This window comes from Dehalococcoidia bacterium (assembly GCA_003597995.1).
In the GTDB taxonomy this organism is placed as follows: Bacteria; Chloroflexota; Dehalococcoidia; order Dehalococcoidales; family UBA1222; genus SURF-27.
In genome coordinates this window covers 1-14,297 of the sequence record QZJY01000016.1, presented here as the reverse complement: position 1 = coordinate 14,297, position 14,297 = coordinate 1, and the positions used below count along the sequence as shown (strand labels likewise).

22 protein-coding genes are annotated in these 14,297 nt (G+C 54.8%); 18 read left to right on the top strand and 4 right to left on the bottom strand.

The genetic code is table 11. The features are described 5' to 3' along the window. The first annotated feature begins 44 nt into the window (after window positions 1–44). From C4542_02385 to C4542_02310, 16 genes are all read left to right on the top strand, one after another. On the top strand, window positions 45–1,256 hold the full coding sequence (locus C4542_02385; protein ID RJO62697.1) for a hypothetical protein: 1,212 nt from the start codon (window positions 45–47) through the stop codon (window positions 1,254–1,256). Between the two features lie 130 nt (window positions 1,257–1,386). Continuing rightward, window positions 1,387–1,731, top strand: coding sequence for a hypothetical protein (locus C4542_02380; protein ID RJO62696.1), 345 nt, complete (start codon window positions 1,387–1,389; stop codon window positions 1,729–1,731). A gap of 78 nt (window positions 1,732–1,809) precedes the next feature. Continuing rightward, window positions 1,810–2,664 (top strand): NAD(+)/NADH kinase, encoded by an 855-nt coding sequence (locus C4542_02375; GenBank protein ID RJO62695.1) that lies wholly within the window; start codon window positions 1,810–1,812, stop codon window positions 2,662–2,664. Beyond that, window positions 2,648–3,115: an N-acetyltransferase gene (locus C4542_02370; protein RJO62694.1), complete on the top strand. Its 468-nt coding sequence runs from the start codon at window positions 2,648–2,650 to the stop codon at window positions 3,113–3,115. The genes C4542_02375 and C4542_02370 overlap by 17 nt, the downstream gene beginning before the upstream one ends. After that, window positions 3,037–3,645 carry an NUDIX hydrolase gene (locus tag C4542_02365; protein RJO62693.1) on the top strand — a complete coding sequence of 203 codons (609 nt, stop codon included), beginning with the start codon at window positions 3,037–3,039 and terminating at the stop codon, window positions 3,643–3,645. The genes C4542_02370 and C4542_02365 overlap by 79 nt, the downstream gene beginning before the upstream one ends. A 111-nt stretch (window positions 3,646–3,756) precedes the next feature. Next, the gene (locus tag C4542_02360; protein ID RJO62692.1) at window positions 3,757–3,987 is read left to right on the top strand and encodes a hypothetical protein; all 231 of its coding nucleotides are present in this window, start codon (window positions 3,757–3,759) and stop codon (window positions 3,985–3,987) included. 364 nt (window positions 3,988–4,351) lie between these two features. Beyond that, complete coding sequence (gene arsD, locus C4542_02355) at window positions 4,352–4,666, top strand: arsenical resistance operon transcriptional repressor ArsD (protein ID RJO62691.1); 315 nt, start codon at window positions 4,352–4,354, stop codon at window positions 4,664–4,666. 32 nt (window positions 4,667–4,698) lie between these two features. After that, window positions 4,699–5,049, top strand: a complete 351-nt coding sequence (locus C4542_02350; GenBank protein ID RJO62690.1) for an ArsR family transcriptional regulator — start codon at window positions 4,699–4,701, stop codon at window positions 5,047–5,049. 82 nt (window positions 5,050–5,131) lie between these two features. Then, window positions 5,132–5,653, top strand: coding sequence for a hypothetical protein (locus C4542_02345; protein RJO62689.1), 522 nt, complete (start codon window positions 5,132–5,134; stop codon window positions 5,651–5,653). 15 nt (window positions 5,654–5,668) lie between these two features. Then, window positions 5,669–6,403 carry a hypothetical protein gene (locus C4542_02340; GenBank protein ID RJO62688.1) on the top strand — a complete coding sequence of 245 codons (735 nt, stop codon included), beginning with the start codon at window positions 5,669–5,671 and terminating at the stop codon, window positions 6,401–6,403. Window positions 6,404–6,583: 180 nt separating this feature from the next. Continuing rightward, window positions 6,584–6,919, top strand: a complete 336-nt coding sequence (locus tag C4542_02335; protein RJO62687.1) for a hypothetical protein — start codon at window positions 6,584–6,586, stop codon at window positions 6,917–6,919. After that, the gene (locus C4542_02330; protein RJO62686.1) at window positions 6,871–7,101 is read left to right on the top strand and encodes a hypothetical protein; all 231 of its coding nucleotides are present in this window, start codon (window positions 6,871–6,873) and stop codon (window positions 7,099–7,101) included. Before C4542_02335 ends, C4542_02330 begins: the two co-directional genes overlap by 49 nt. Next, complete coding sequence (locus C4542_02325) at window positions 7,077–7,256, top strand: hypothetical protein (protein ID RJO62685.1); 180 nt, start codon at window positions 7,077–7,079, stop codon at window positions 7,254–7,256. Before C4542_02330 ends, C4542_02325 begins: the two co-directional genes overlap by 25 nt. A gap of 246 nt (window positions 7,257–7,502) precedes the next feature. Beyond that, window positions 7,503–8,348, top strand: coding sequence for a fumarate hydratase (locus C4542_02320; GenBank protein RJO62684.1), 846 nt, complete (start codon window positions 7,503–7,505; stop codon window positions 8,346–8,348). Continuing rightward, window positions 8,348–8,902, top strand: coding sequence for a Fe-S-containing hydro-lyase (locus C4542_02315; protein RJO62683.1), 555 nt, complete (start codon window positions 8,348–8,350; stop codon window positions 8,900–8,902). The genes C4542_02320 and C4542_02315 overlap by 1 nt, the downstream gene beginning before the upstream one ends. 9 nt (window positions 8,903–8,911) lie before the next feature. Then, window positions 8,912–9,256, top strand: coding sequence for a histidine triad nucleotide-binding protein (locus tag C4542_02310; protein ID RJO62682.1), 345 nt, complete (start codon window positions 8,912–8,914; stop codon window positions 9,254–9,256). Between the two features lie 194 nt (window positions 9,257–9,450). On the opposite strand, the gene C4542_02305 is transcribed toward C4542_02310, so the two are convergent. The 3 genes from C4542_02305 to C4542_02295 are packed head-to-tail and all read right to left on the bottom strand — an operon-like array spanning window position 9,451 to window position 11,174. After that, window positions 9,451–10,347 carry an RluA family pseudouridine synthase gene (locus C4542_02305; GenBank protein ID RJO62681.1) on the bottom strand — a complete coding sequence of 299 codons (897 nt, stop codon included), beginning with the start codon at window positions 10,345–10,347 and terminating at the stop codon, window positions 9,451–9,453. After that, the gene (gene lspA, locus C4542_02300) at window positions 10,316–10,846 is read right to left on the bottom strand and encodes a signal peptidase II (protein RJO62680.1); all 531 of its coding nucleotides are present in this window, start codon (window positions 10,844–10,846) and stop codon (window positions 10,316–10,318) included. The genes C4542_02305 and lspA overlap by 32 nt, the downstream gene beginning before the upstream one ends. After that, a complete protein-coding gene (locus C4542_02295; GenBank protein ID RJO62679.1) occupies window positions 10,821–11,174 on the bottom strand; it encodes a molecular chaperone DnaK in 354 nt (117 codons plus the stop codon). The genes lspA and C4542_02295 overlap by 26 nt, the downstream gene beginning before the upstream one ends. A gap of 496 nt (window positions 11,175–11,670) precedes the next feature. On the opposite strand from C4542_02295, the gene C4542_02290 reads away from it, so the two are divergent. Together C4542_02290 and C4542_02285 are read left to right on the top strand one after the other, a co-directional pair. After that, window positions 11,671–12,600, top strand: coding sequence for a dihydroorotate dehydrogenase (locus tag C4542_02290; GenBank protein ID RJO62748.1), 930 nt, complete (start codon window positions 11,671–11,673; stop codon window positions 12,598–12,600). A 93-nt stretch (window positions 12,601–12,693) separates the two neighbouring features. Next, window positions 12,694–13,374, top strand: coding sequence for a DUF429 domain-containing protein (locus C4542_02285; GenBank protein ID RJO62678.1), 681 nt, complete (start codon window positions 12,694–12,696; stop codon window positions 13,372–13,374). Window positions 13,375–13,455: 81 nt separating this feature from the next. Here C4542_02285 and C4542_02280 read toward each other — a convergent pair. Next, the coding region (locus C4542_02280; GenBank protein RJO62677.1) for a hypothetical protein at window positions 13,456–14,297 on the bottom strand (842 nt) is incomplete at its 5' end.

Here is a 14,297-nt window from a genome sequence, read left to right as displayed (position 1 = left end):
TCACGTGTAGTATGGACTCAATCAAAACGCCGAGTACTGTAAATATGAAAGTGCTAAAAGCCCTGGCCAGCACGCTGCTAAGTCTGCTGCTTTTCCTTTGCCTCACGGTGATGGGGGTGGCCATCACTATAAACGCCACGGCGCTCAACTCCGGCTTCGTTACCGCTCAGATCGATAAACTCGACGTGGTAGCTCTGTTCAACGAAGAAGTCCTCCCTGAACTGCAAAAAGATGAACAACTGGCCGCCCATCCTGAACTAATTTCCAGCCTGAAGAGTGCGGTGACCCACAACGCCCCCGCCCTCAAAAGCGCCGTTACCAAAGCCGTTTCCGACATATACGAATATCTGTTGCATGGCGGGACGCTGAACCTGCGCAGTACGCTTAAAAACAGCATCCTCGACCCGCGCCTGGCCATATCTATTCTGAACGACATCGACTTCAGCACTGTTGTCCGCGACTGGTTGTTACAAAGCCTGCCGCCGGAAGGAGTGGTCGTCGCGGGTTTTAACATCAACCTCACGCCGTACATAGACAGCATCATACCCGTCATCGAACCGTATTTCAAAGAGCAGCTTAGCCTGCTGATTCCCAAACTTTACGATTTTATCCTGGGTGCCAGTTCCGCCCTTGACCTCAGCATTCCAATAAGTCCAGTGCTGGATGATATCGCCTCGACCCTGAAATCGGCCTTCCTGGCTTCCCCACCTCCTTCGCTTGCCGGTTTGCCCCGGGCACTGCTTTCTCCCGCTTTTGACATATTCTGGGCGCAAACCGTGTCCCAGATGCCTGCCAATATCGACCTCAACTCGTCCGAAATAGGTTTGGGACAGCCAGCAGAAATAGGACAAGCGCTGGATAGCGCCCAGAGCAGCCTCGCTGAAGCCAGACGCTGGGTCGTATATTACCAGGAGGGCTTCTGGGCGCTGGTCGGACTGAGCGTCTTACTCATTCTTTTCATCATCCTGGTAAACCGCAATGTAAAAACTACCTGCCGCATACTGGGAGGGACATTCATGACCTATGGAGTTACCGAGGCAGCCGGCGTGATAATCTCACGCGGGCTGATACATAACCAGATGGCATCAGCGCTCACGGGGGTTCCACCTTCAATGCAACCCTGGCTGGTGCAGCTCATCGACAGCCTTATGAACCCTCTCCTCATCTTTGCCATATCCTGCGCTGTGCTGGGAGTGATTCTGTTTGTCGTTTCGTTCCTTTATCGCAGGACGCAGGGAAAATCCGTCCCTGCTTGACGTTTACCGCTGACCACCCCCGCGATTACGCACGAGCTTAATCATCGCGAAACGCCTGTCCTCCCCGTCCGATTTTCGCCCAAAGCCACTATTATGCTATGCTATAAAGAATTAATCCACCGGAGTTGAAATGAAGCTGGGACCATTGGAAATAATCGTTATTCTTATTATAGTCGGCGTTATCCTATTGGTTTTCCGAGGTATGCCCGGCCGCAAAGCTGTCGCGCCTCCGCCTCCAGCTCCACCACCACCTATCAGGGTCAGGCGTCCCACCGCCACCGAGATTGAGGAGGAGTGCATCAAGGCAAGCCGACGGAACCGTCTGCGCTGGTTGGGTGGAGCATTCGTTGTGATCGGGATCATCTTGTTGGCTGGCACGTTCAAGGCGTTCAATTTTATTTTCATGATGTCTACCGGAGCCGGCCTCATCATCCTCCTCGGCATCGTCGTCCTCTTTTTGTCCGCCCGCCGTTAACCCTGCAACGCTTGACAGTCTGTAAGGCGGATTGTTAAACTGCCATTCTGATACCATCGCGGAGAGTAAATTTATCGTATGAAAAAGGTCGGCATAGCCTATCACCCCCTCAATGCCCGTTCGCCTGAACTGACGCGCAAGCTGGCTTCAATTCTGGAGTCGCAAGGGTTGGAACACTGGCAGAGCTCGGCCTGGGATGAGGCAGAGCTGCGCCCGCATTTCCCGGGTACCGACCTCATCCTTACCGTCGGCGGTGACGGCACCATCCTGCGCGTGGCCCAGATACTCGACGGCGCTCCCATCCCCATCACCGGCGTCAACCTGGGACAGCTGGGATTCCTTACCGAGATTCCGCCGGAAGACGGCGGTGAAAGGCTGCTGGCGCTCCTGGCCGGAAAGGGCTGGCTCGACAAACGCGCCATGCTCGATGTTGTGTTGCACCAAACCGTGAACGGCAAAAAGGAAACTCGCAGCTTTCACGTCTTGAACGATGTGGTAATGGCTAGAGGCGCCATCGCCCGCATTATAGAGGTTACCGCCAGCGTGGATGGCGCCAAAGTAGACACATATAAGGCCGACGGCGCGCTGGTGGCAACTGCCACCGGCAGTACGGGTTACGCTCTGGCCGCCGGAGGCCCCATCCTCAACCCGCAATCGACACACCTGCTGCTGGTACCTATCCTGCCGCATCTTTCCATGCACTACCCGCTGGTGCTGCATCCCACGAACATCATCAATCTCAAGTTGTCGACCACCAATCCGGCCACTCTCAGCATCGACGGGCATATCAGCATCGAGCTTCACGACGGGGCGAGCATAACGGTGAAAGCCAGCGCCAAGCGTACCCGTTTTTTGAGAGTTGACCCGCCAGCGCATTTCTATGCCTCGCTGGGTCGCAAACTAAGGGGAGAATTTTATGCCCTACAAGATTGAAAAAGCTCGCATAGACGATGCCGTCGATATACAAAAGATGGTCAATTCCTTCGCCGAGCGTGGCGAGATGCTGCCAAGGCCGCTCTCGGAAATATACGAGAACATCCGCGATTTCTTCGTGGTGCGCGAGTCGGGCGGGGTTGTGGCCTGCGCCGCTCTTCACATCGCCTGGAGCGACCTGGCCGAGGTGAAGTCACTCGCCGTCAGCGAAGAGCACCGCCGTAAAGGTCTGGGTGAAAAGCTGGTAAAAGCCTGCCTGGACGAAGCTAAAGCGCTCGGCATTCTCAATATATTCTGCCTGACCTATGTCAAGCCATTCTTTGAGAAATGCGGCTTTGTGGAAGAGGACAAGGCCACTTTACCCCACAAAATATGGGGCGAGTGCTACCGCTGCCCCAAGTTCCCCAACTGCGACGAAGCCGCCCTCATATACCGGGTCAAGCAGCCGTGAAGGACTACCGCACGATCTCCAGCCGCTACGTCTATAAGGGGCACAATATCCGCCTGCGCGTGGATGGCGTCGTGCTGCCCTCGGGTAAAGAGACCGTGCGCGAGGTGATAGAGCACAACGGCGCGGTGGCCATAGTAGCCATAGACGAAGCGAAGAACGTGCTTTTAGTGCGTCAGTTCAGACACGCGGCAAACAAGGAGTTGCTTGAAATTCCCGCCGGAGGCATCGACCTCGGCGAGACCCCTGAGGAAACCGCCCACCGCGAGATGCAGGAAGAGACCGGTTATGCCCCCGGCAAGCTGGAGGCCCTGGGAGGGTTTTATTCGGCCCCAGGATACGCCAGCGAATATTTGCACCTTTTCCTGGCGACGGAGCTCGCGCCCGCGCGCCTAATAGCGGATGATACTGAAGAGATAAAAGTGGTCAAGATGCCGCTTGTCGAGGCTGTCGAGCTTATCCATAAAGGCGGCATCCAGGACGCCAAGAGCATCGCCGGGCTGCTGTACTATCTGAAATTCAAAACCAGATGAGCGTTGAGCCTGATTGTTGAAGTAAATCCGGCTGATTGACCAGACTCAAGCCTAGTTGCATCTCACGCAAAGCGAGACTATACTAAACGAAATTACAAAGAGGGAGGAAAAATGAAAAAAATACTGGTGGCTGTTATCGTGGCTGTTGCCATTGTGGCAGGCATCGGGTTATTTGCCGCGCCTGTCCTCGCCGGAGGACTCTTCCGTTCAGGAACCACACAGCTTGATGCCACCCCTCCCTGCTGCACAACAACAGCTCCCGTAGCGGCCGGTTGCTGTTCTGGAGGAGCAGCCGCCCAAACTACCGCCACCCCGGTTTCCGAGGATTGCTGCAACAAGTAAGCACCAGATTTATCAAGTGAGGTTCTCAATCGCAGGGCGGGATAAAACCCGCTCTTTCTGTTTACCTCATGCCAAGGTGCTAAAAAAGCGGGAGCATGTCAGAGCCGTGCTTTTTCCCAATCGATGGTGGAGCGACAGAGCCCCGGAAGTCAATCCAAGCTTAACAGGCTCAAACATCCGGAATAAGACTCCACCAACCCTTCACTATACCTACCTTCCGTCTTTCATGATATTATCCCAAATAATATTTTACGCTGTATCTGACAACCTATTGACTTTATTCTGTCCATTGATTTACTATATTGCAGGCGTTAATGCGCATATAGGTGAATAACAAAATTTTCCAAATAGGGGATATAGTAGAATGAAACACAAGAAATTAGCGATTTTTGAAGGGACTATGTGCTGCGATTCGGGCGTCTGCGGGGTTGAACCGGACAAGATTCTGGTAGAATTCGCCGACACGCTCAAGAAACTGAAAAAAGACTACCCGGAAATGCAAATTCAGCGCGCCAATATGTCGCACAACCTGGACGTATACCGCCAGAACCTGGACATCTTGCAGATGATAAAGGCCAAAGGCGTTGGCATCTTACCCATTATCAGCATCGACGGTAATATCATCTCCCAGCAAAAATACATGAAGTACGAAGAACTGAAGCAGGCGCTCGAGGCTTGAGGCCGGGTTAAACCGGATAAAGAGAGGTCTACATGAAACAACTGACACGCGCAGCCCAGGCTCTATCCGACGAGACCCGGCTCCGTATACTGAACTTACTCATGGTCCAGGAATGCTGCGTCTGCGAGGTGATACAGGCTCTCGAAATTTCGCAGACCCGCGCTTCGCGCAACTTAAAGATTCTAGATGACGCCGGGTTTCTCAATATGCGCACCGACGGCCTGTATACTCTTTATTCGCTCCGCGATACAGGTGCCAACGGATTTTATGCCAATCTGCTCGATGCGGTAAAAAAGGAGATGCAAGCCAACGAGACAGCTAAAAAAGACGTAATGCGCTTGAAGCAATCCAAGCGCGTCGGACCCGGCTGCGTGTCTTGCTAGACCGCCATTTTCTTGAAACAGAGTGCCAGCCGTCAGTCTGCGGAATACAGTATAAATAAACATGGACGGAAGGAGCAGCAAAATGAGCGAGAACAGCACTCCCGACACGGGCGGAGTCCCCTCAGAGCAAAAACCGGTCGTTCCCTGGGCCAGGTGGAAAACGGTAATGTTGATCGTCGTTGGCCTGGTGGCGATCGGACTGACCGTGAATTCCTCTATAAGGTATGAAGCTGCGCACCAAACTTCATCAATAATTCCGCATCCGCCGCCCACTTATACAGGGGAAACGCCCCTCAACATCGCCTCAATATCAGAGGCATATGGCTCAAACAACGACTTTGTGATGGTCATTACTCCCTGCCCCGATGCTGCTTTGAATACCTCCATTACAAACCTCACGGTACAAGCAGCCAATAAAATACGTTCTACTGACCGCATTTATGTGGGCGTATTCATCTTGCCGGCCAACAATTCCCTGACCTATCCTACCCTGACTATGAAGCTGTTTACCCAGGCTGCGAGTGCATTTCCGGTAACTCTGCGATCAAATATCACGGCGGACACTATTTACAACCAGTATCTCGACCGCAAATTCTTGCGCTGAAGGACGGAAAAGAATATGGATGCATGGATTCAGGATATCCTTAAGGGTCAGACGTTCGGTTTCACGGTGCTGGTCGCCTCCTTCCTTTTCGGGCTGTCTTCGGCCGCAACCACGGCAGGCTGCGGCGGGCTTCCCGCCATGCTGGTAATCCTCGGTTATACGGGATCCAGTAAGGGCGGGAATCGCGGTCAGTTGCTTACCGCCGCCGCGGCATTTGCGCTCTCTTCGATAGTCATTTTGGGTGCGCTCGGAGCCGTTATGGCATTCGCCGGCGGAGACATTATGGCATCCACTGGCAGGCTCGGTTTTTATGTTAAAAAAGTTCTCGGTTTCGCCTGCTTAATTCTCGGACTTTCGGCGCTCGACTGGCTGCCGATGCGCTTTCCCACCTTTAAGCTAGCTACAGAAAAACTTCCCAGCGGTACGTTGGGTGCGCTGCTTCTTGGAGCCACCGTGGGTCTGGCAACCGCGGGATGCGCCGCCGCCTGCTCTCCGTTACAGCTTCCTATAGTTCTGGGGTTGGCCGCTCTACGCGGTAAAGTGCTGGAAGGAACTATCATATTAATCGTATTCGCTATCGGCTTTGTAGCCCCGCTGGTGGCGGTCATGCTCGGCCTGGGCATGGGACGAGCCACCAAGTTTATGGAAAAAATGGATAAACCGCTTCGTTATATATCCGGTATTTTACTTATACTCGTCGGTTTCTGGCTGCTATCGCAGATTAAAACGGGGACATTGACCGGCTGGTAATCAAATGAGGCTTCTTTGAAGGGGTGGGAGTCGGATGAACTCGTTGGAGATATGCCTTTACTCGATTAAGGAGGGTGGATAGATGCAGGAAGGGAAGGAAAAAGGAATCGAGAAAACAGGGCCAACTTTCATGTTACAAAGTTTTCCAGACGGCAGTTTTTAAAACGGGTAAGCCTCGCGATGGGTGGGGCGGCTATAGCATCTATTTCGCTCCCGTCAGCTTGCAAATCTCCCAGCGGTACCACCACGTACACAACCACTAATGTTAATACCTCCACGACTACTACCCCGACTTCAACCACTCCAGCTTCAACCACCACCACGCCGACATCGGCTACACCCACCCCAAGCTCAACCATACCGACTACGAGTACTCCCGCCACGACCGGTTTTTCTTACGTTCATCCCACTGCAATACCCCCGCTTATCAAAGTACCAATACCGAATGTGAAATCGCCACCGACCGTATGTATTCCCAGGATCACTTATGGGCCAAGTCTGTATCAGCCAACATAGTGGTGGTCGGAATTTCTGCCATACTAGAAAAGATACTGGGTGAACCATTCAAGATATCGGACGCTGTAGTCGGTAGCGTTCTGGCCCAGGGGGATAGTTTCGTGACTATCGAAGGGTTTAAAATCAGCGCCGACCTCCGAGCCCTGTCAGTGGGACAATTGTTCAAGTTAATCAATTTTTAAAAGGATGGATGCTCCAGGGTCAGGTAATCCAGCCCTTAGTTATTGATGTTTATAACACCGGCTGGGTGATAGCCATTCAACTCGGTAAACCCGATGAACTCAAGACTCTGCTGACCGCGCTACAATACCGGGATCTCGTCGCCGCCAAGAAATAAAACTTTTAAGGTATTTACGAGCATATCCGAACGGAGGGCGGGAATTAACACCCGCCTTCTTTCATTTTGCCCTAATCGAGGGATTTTCCAGGGTGTCGTCCTGAGGAAGTTCCGCCGTGGCGGAACGACGTGAGGACCCCGAGGTAGGGAGGCACATTCTCCGTCCTTTGCTGGCCTTAGGCAAGCCGAAAGGGATTTTCCCATTTGTCCCTTCCCCAGGGTTTCGTGCTAGAATAAACCCACGCCATGAGAGAAATCGACGTAAAGGAAGTCACACAGGCCGTCGCCAGGTTGTGTCAGAAGACCAACTTCGAGCTGGGCGCAGACGTGCTTGAAGCACTTAGAAAAGCCCGCGAGCGCGAGAGTTCCCCCATCGGGAAAGAGGCCCTCGACAGGCTGCTGGAGAACGCTCAACTGGCTAAGGCTGAAAACCTGCCCCTGTGCCAGGACTGCGGCGCGGCGGTAGTGTTCCTGGACATCGGCCAGGACGTGCACCTTACCGGCGGCGACCTCTATACTGCCGTCGCCGAAGGCATCAGGCAGGGCTATAAAGAGGGTTACCTGCGCAAATCCATGGTGACCCATCCGTTTACAGGACGTCTGAATACGGGAGACAACACCCCGCCGGTTATACACACAGAGGTCGCGCCCGGCGATAAAATAAAAATCGGCTTCATGCCCAAGGGAGGCGGCGCCGAGAACATGAGCCGTCTCGTCATGCTCAGGCCAGGCGCCGGAGAGCAGGGAATTGCAGATGCCGTCGTCAGCGCCGTCAAAGAGGCCGGCGGCAACCCCTGCCCGCCCCTAATCATCGGGCTGGGTATCGGCGCCACCGCCGAGAAAGCCATGCTGATGGCCAAGCGCGCGCTGCTGCGTCCCGCCGGCTGGCCCAGCTCCGACCCTGAAACGGCTGAATTGGAGTGGAAGGTGCTTGAAGCGGTCAACAAGCTGGGCATCGGGCCGCTGGGGATGGGAGGCATTGTGACTGCTCTCGCGGTGCATGCCGAATCCCGCCCCTGCCACTTCGCCAGTTTGCCGCTCGCCATCAATCTCCAGTGCCACAGCGCCCGCCACGCGGAGGTGGTGCTGTAGTGGCTATCTGGAGCATCGAGACCCCTATCGGAGACAATATGCGCAAGAAGCTGTGCGCCGGAGACTCCATCTCGCTATCGGGCGTCATCTACACAGCGCGCGATGCCGCCCATAAAAGGCTGGTAGAGGCACTGAAAAGCGGCCAGCCTTTGCCCTTCGACATCAAGGGGCAGACCATCTACTACATGGGGCCCACGCCCGCCCGCCCGGGGCAGGTCATCGGCTCCTGCGGCCCCACCACCAGCGGGCGCATGGACGCCTTCACACCGGCTCTGCTGGCTGCCGGACTGGGGGCCATGATAGGCAAGGGCGAGCGCTCGGCGGAGGTGAAAGAGGCCATCAAGAAGCAGCGCGCCGTCTATTTCGTCACTTACGGGGGAGCCGGGGCTCTGCTGGCAAAGACCGTGAGGAAAGCGGAGGTGGTGGCCTATCCCGAGCTGGGAGCCGAGGCCGTGATGAGGCTGGAGGTGGAGGACTTCCCGGTCATCGTGGCCAGCGACATGCACGGCGGCGACCTCTTCGAGCAGCAGATAGCTAAATACCGCCGCAAGTAGGAGTAGAACATGCAAGACTGTATCTTCTGCAAGATAGTCGCGGGGCAAATCCCCAGCACGAAGGTTTTCGAGGACGAGCGCGTCTTCGCCTTTCGCGACATCCACCCCCAGGCTCCCACACACATACTCATCATTCCCAAGAAGCACTATGCCAACCTGGCCGCGCTTGACGAGAAAGACCAGCCGCTGATGGGCTCCCTGCTGCACGTGGCTAATAAACTGGCTAAAGAGGAAGGCATCGCGCAGAAGGGTTATAGAGTGGCCGTCAACTGCGGGCCACAGGGGGGCCAGGTGGTGCAGCACCTCCACGTGCACCTGCTGGGCGGGCGGGAGATGGCGGGGGAGCTGGGGTAACTTCCCAATTGTCCATGCTGGAGGCCAGAGAGGCTGGCCGAAGCATCTGGAAGGGAGGTCTCCTCGCCCCTTGCGGGAGACGATTAAGAGCCTGCCCTGAGCAAAGCCGAATGGGTGAGGGGTATTCCATAACTCTCACCCTCACTTACGTCTCTCCCGTCGAGGGAGAGAAAAAATAGTTGCGGAATGGGATTCTATCCCAGCCTGTCCAGCGCAGATTTCAGGTCCGGCGGCAAAGGCGAGGTGAACTCCACACTCTTGCCCGTGGACGGCAGCTTGAAGCTCAGGCGCTGCGCATGCAGGAACTGGCGTACCACCAAATCCGACTTCGACCCGTAGGTGGCATCCCCTACGATGGGGTGCCCCACCGAGGCGAAATGCACCCGTATTTGATGCGTTCGGCCTGTCTCCGGCCTGGCTTCCACCAGCGTATAGCCGTCGTAAACCTTGAGCGCGGTGTAGGCCGTGCGCGCCGGGCGGCCTGAGTCTGTTATGGCCATCTTCTGGCGGTGGGCGCGGTCGCGCCCGATGGGGGCGTCAATAATACCTTTTTGAGGGGTGACTTTCCCTTTTACCAGAGCGACGTAGGCCTTCTTGACCTCACGCGACTTGAACTGAGCCGAGAGGTTTGCCAGAGCGCCGCGAGTCTTGGCTATCAGGATAAGCCCTGAGGTGTCCTTGTCCAGGCGGTGCACTATGCCGGGGCGAGCGGGGTTGTCGCTCTCGGGGAGGTCAGGCAGATGGGACAGCACGGCGTTGACCAGTGTGTGAGCGGGATTGCCGGGGGCGGGGTGAGTCGTCATGCCGGCAGGCTTGTCCACCACCAGCAGGTCGTCATCCTCGTAAATGATGCTGAGAGGTATGTCCTCAGCCAGCAGTTCACTGGGTTCGGGGGGCGGAATAGTGATGCAGACTTCATCCCCTTTTTTCAGCTTGAGGCCGGGCCTGGCGGGTTTTCGGTTGAGCGTGACGTGGCCATCTTCGATGAGCTTCTGGATGAAGCTGCGGGATAGCTCCGGCAATTGCTGAACTATGAAGAGGTCGAGGCGGACGTCCGCGCTACCGGCTTTCAGCAGAAGCGCTTTTTCCATCGCTACGCTCCTCATTGGAGGCGCGGATGAGGTTGAAGGCCAGCAGTATGCCGCCCACTACCAGGGACGAGTCGGCTATATTAAAATCGGGCCAGGGGCCCACCTTGATAAAATCTGTGACATGCCCGATAAAAGCGCGGTCGATGAGGTTGCCCACCGTCCCGCCCAGTATCAAACCGAGCGCCAGCATGGTGGTCTTCCACCTGAGGAAGGTGAAGCGTTTGCTGAGCCAGAGCGCGATATAGAGGACAACTACCACGCCGATGGACGAGATGATGCTAAGGATAATTCGCGAGTCCTGGAATATGCCGAAGGCCGCCCCGGTGTTGCTGCCGTGGGTTATGCGGAAAAAACCCGTTTCGGGCCAGGAGCCGTAGAGGGGGATGGCGTTCTTTACCCATAGCTTGGTGAGCTGGTCAAGCGTCACCACCACGGCGGCGGTCACATAGAAAAGGGGAGACAGGCGTGGTGTCTTATCTGGCATTTTTCTGGGCGTCATTCATGCACAGTTTGGCCGTCGGCACGGCTTCCAGGCGGGCCAGCTCGATTGAGCGGCCGCACTTCTCGCATATCCCGAAGGTTCCAAGGTCGAATTTCTTGAGAGCGGTCTCGATGTCCGCCAGCTCTTCGCGGACTCGCTGCTCCTGGGCCACCATATTCTCCAGGTCGGCGGTCTCGGTGGCTTCTTCCTCGCGTTTGCCGAAAGGGCTGCCCTCGCGCCTTTCCTCTGAAGAACGATTGGCGCGTATGTGCTCCATCTGCTCGGTCAAGCGCTTGCGTTCTCTCTCCAGACGAAGCCGGATCAGCTTGTAATTAACATCGGTCATCGCCTTCTCCTGCGGTTATACTAACCTGCTTTTGAGTACCCCGATACTGCGTTGAATTAAATTGCGAAAAGTCCGGTGATAAATATAAAAGGCGCTCAGCCAGGACTAGCTGGCAAAGAATAACCCGCATCGAGCCGCCCACAGGCGTGGAAGGCTCAATCGCGCCGCCGGGGAGATATACATGTCTGCCACTACCAACCAGTGTAGCCTATTTTTTCACATTATTCAATAGCGTTACTAGAAATCCGAAATCTTAATATCTAAATGCTAAACAAAAACGGATTGAAAAAACCCTTGCCTATCCCCTTTATCCCCTTCCCACAGGAAGGGGAAATGATTTCTTAAGAGGGGCCTGCGCCCCTCTTAGACGCCCCGTTTTAGGAACACTAAAATCATCCATACAATGCCGCCGGCGAAATTCCACTCGCTTGCGATAAACAAACTGCAGTTTGCCACTATGCGGGCATGAGATTATAATTATGGCACTTTGGACACAGTGAAACCCGACCTCAGCGTGCAGCTCGCGCCCCGCAACCGGCGCGGATTGCTCCTTGCCAACCCGGTGATGACGGCTTCCGGTACCTTCGGCTACGGCGAAGAGATGAGTGGACTGTGCGACATCCAGCGCCTGGGGGCCATCGTCTGCAAGGGGACGACGCTCGCGCCGCGCGAGGGCAACAAGCAGCCCCGCATTGCCGAGACGCCGGAGGGCATGCTCAACGCCATCGGTCTGCAAAACATGGGAGTGGACGCGCTTATCCGCGACAAGGCACCGCTGTGGGCTAAATGGAGAGTCCCGGTCATCGTCAACATCGCCGGGGAGCGTATCGAGGAATATGCGGAACTGGCAAAGAGGCTCGACGGCGTGCCCGGCGTGAGCGGCATAGAGGTCAACATAAGCTGCCCCAACGTGGCTGCCGGCTGCATGGAGTTCGGCTCGAACCCCGAATCCGCCGCCGCCGTGACGAGAGCAGTGAGGCAGGCCACTACACTGCCTGTCATTGTAAAACTCACCCCCAACGCCGCCGATATAGTAGGCATAGCGCAGGCTGTGGCCGGGGCCGGGGCTGACGTGGTCTCACTTATCAACACCCTCAAGGGCATGGCCATAGACATCAAAAAGCGCAAGCCCATTCTGGCTAATACCACGGGAGGGCTATCCGGCCCTGCTATCAAGCCGGTAGCGCTCTATATGGTCTATCTGGTAGCCGGGGCGGTGGACGTGCCGGTCATCGGGGGCGGGGGCATCATGACAGCCGAGGACGCTTTAGAATTCCTCATGGCCGGGGCCAGCGCGGTGGAGGTGGGTACGGCCACGTTCATAAATCCCACAGCGGCCACGGACATCATCGACGGGCTGGAAAGCTACATGCGCGAGAACGGCATCAAAAAGCTCGCCGAGTTGATAGGTGCTGCCCGCCTCTAGAATCGGCGCTCACCACTTTTGTTCACCAAAAACGGAGATGACTGGCGCTGTTAATGAGAGCGCTTAAAATCATCACTCAGGGAACAAAATGCCATGACAAATGCAATATTCATAGGGCTTGACTTATCTATTAAAAGCCCCTCAGCCCGTGCCATATTAAACTCAAAGCTAGTATGTGTTTTTGATGAATGGGAGTACTGTGTTACAGGAGCTTCTATTATTCCGCCGAATATTTTAGACGCTGATTATGTATTAGCCATAGATGGACCACAGGGACTCGCTGGCAACCCAAATGATAAAATGAGAGAATGTGAGCGCAGGTTGGGAGCGGCAGGTAAGTCTCCATATGTTTTTCCCCAATCGAATAGACCATTTGCAGGTTTTGTTAGCGCTTCAATCAGATTATTCTATTCTCTTTACAAGTCAGGGGATTTCCACTTATATGGGATTGCTGAAACAAACATCTCTGACACCAATCTAATTGAAGTTTATCCAGGTGCTACCTGGCGCAAGTTGGCTAAAGAGCCTATACCTAAGAAACGTAGCTTACCTGGAAGACAAAAACGCTATCAAATATTGCTAAACTGTGGAGTTCATTTCGGGGCTAGCTTTAGCTACGTTAATCTGCCGACACATGACCAACTTGATGCGGCATTGGCCGCATACATTGCCTACCTTTTCAGACATAATAAGACAGAAAGCAAGGGGCGAGAACCATCAGACGATGCAGATAAAGACGTTCTGAGGGAAGGTTTCATAATTCATTTACCTTAACTTCAATTTATATCAAGCCCTTTTTAGCATTTTCCATTCGCTCCGTATGTCTCATTGCAGTATCCCAGATCATCAAGAGTGTCATATCTCCATCTTCAACCCGTCGTATGCAAACACGACTTCGGGATGCTCGGCCTTGAAATTTTCTTCATCCCGCAGTGTTTCGCGTCCTAAATGGGTGAAAATGATATGCTTTATGCCAAACTTTTGGCACCAGTGAATCTGCGTGATGATGCGCGTGTGGCCGAAAAGCACGTCCCCCCGCCGGCGCACCAGGTTGGCTTTGACCGCCGAGCCGTCGCCGACGTAGTAGTCCACGCCCGCCAGCACGGCATCCTTTTCCACAATGTCCACAAGGTCTGAGTTATAAACCAGCGTTTTGCCCTCGAAGGTCAGCTTCCAGCCAACTGCCGGGCAGTGTATGGAGTGGATAACGCGATAGGCCATACACTCGAAGGCTCCAAGCTTGAATTTCTCCATCGGAGCGATAACACGGCTGTTTTGCGGCTTGAACTTGCCATAGTCCAGAGTCTCCTGCGTGAGGTAAACAGGAATGCTCGACTGAACATCCTGTTTGAGCCAGGAATAGTGGTCGGGGTGGGCATGGGTGATAAGGACGGCGTCGGGGGCGATTTCATCCAGCGAGTAGCGATGCAGAAGACCGTAATCGATGAGCAGTCTCGTCCTACCCGATTCGACAAGCAGCGAGGGGTGAAAACGGTGGCGAGCGGTTTCCTCTTCTATCTCACCCTTGGTGCCCAGGAAAGTGAGTTTTCCCATACTTGAGTTTGAGATTAGCACGCGGGGAGGATGATGGCAAGCCCGTGTAAGAGTCCAGTACATATTGGATTTTTGGGGGTTAGTGACAAAGTTATCCAAATAGTAGCGCAAAGGCGGAAGTTTTCCAATAGCCCGGTGAGGCT

What these genes read in the sequence shown, in the direction of transcription:
- lspA (RJO62680.1), bottom strand. Translation starts at nt 10,846, where the DNA reads ATGACGCCCAGAAAAATGCCAGATAAGACACCACGCCTGTCTCCCCTT.
- C4542_02295 (RJO62679.1), bottom strand. Translation starts at nt 11,174, where the DNA reads ATGACCGATGTTAATTACAAGCTGATCCGGCTTCGTCTGGAGAGAGAA.
- C4542_02385 (RJO62697.1), top strand. Translation starts at nt 45, where the DNA reads ATGAAAGTGCTAAAAGCCCTGGCCAGCACGCTGCTAAGTCTGCTGCTT.
- C4542_02375 (RJO62695.1), top strand. Translation starts at nt 1,810, where the DNA reads ATGAAAAAGGTCGGCATAGCCTATCACCCCCTCAATGCCCGTTCGCCT.
- C4542_02345 (RJO62689.1), top strand. Translation starts at nt 5,132, where the DNA reads ATGAGCGAGAACAGCACTCCCGACACGGGCGGAGTCCCCTCAGAGCAA.
- C4542_02365 (RJO62693.1), top strand. Translation starts at nt 3,037, where the DNA reads ATGGGGCGAGTGCTACCGCTGCCCCAAGTTCCCCAACTGCGACGAAGC.
- C4542_02360 (RJO62692.1), top strand. Translation starts at nt 3,757, where the DNA reads ATGAAAAAAATACTGGTGGCTGTTATCGTGGCTGTTGCCATTGTGGCA.
- C4542_02350 (RJO62690.1), top strand. Translation starts at nt 4,699, where the DNA reads ATGAAACAACTGACACGCGCAGCCCAGGCTCTATCCGACGAGACCCGG.
- C4542_02380 (RJO62696.1), top strand. Translation starts at nt 1,387, where the DNA reads ATGAAGCTGGGACCATTGGAAATAATCGTTATTCTTATTATAGTCGGC.
- C4542_02335 (RJO62687.1), top strand. Translation starts at nt 6,584, where the DNA reads ATGGGTGGGGCGGCTATAGCATCTATTTCGCTCCCGTCAGCTTGCAAA.
- C4542_02330 (RJO62686.1), top strand. Translation starts at nt 6,871, where the DNA reads ATGTATTCCCAGGATCACTTATGGGCCAAGTCTGTATCAGCCAACATA.
- C4542_02320 (RJO62684.1), top strand. Translation starts at nt 7,503, where the DNA reads ATGAGAGAAATCGACGTAAAGGAAGTCACACAGGCCGTCGCCAGGTTG.
- C4542_02370 (RJO62694.1), top strand. Translation starts at nt 2,648, where the DNA reads ATGCCCTACAAGATTGAAAAAGCTCGCATAGACGATGCCGTCGATATA.
- C4542_02310 (RJO62682.1), top strand. Translation starts at nt 8,912, where the DNA reads ATGCAAGACTGTATCTTCTGCAAGATAGTCGCGGGGCAAATCCCCAGC.
- C4542_02285 (RJO62678.1), top strand. Translation starts at nt 12,694, where the DNA reads ATGACAAATGCAATATTCATAGGGCTTGACTTATCTATTAAAAGCCCC.
- C4542_02340 (RJO62688.1), top strand. Translation starts at nt 5,669, where the DNA reads ATGGATGCATGGATTCAGGATATCCTTAAGGGTCAGACGTTCGGTTTC.
- C4542_02305 (RJO62681.1), bottom strand. Translation starts at nt 10,347, where the DNA reads ATGGAAAAAGCGCTTCTGCTGAAAGCCGGTAGCGCGGACGTCCGCCTC.
- arsD (RJO62691.1), top strand. Translation starts at nt 4,352, where the DNA reads ATGAAACACAAGAAATTAGCGATTTTTGAAGGGACTATGTGCTGCGAT.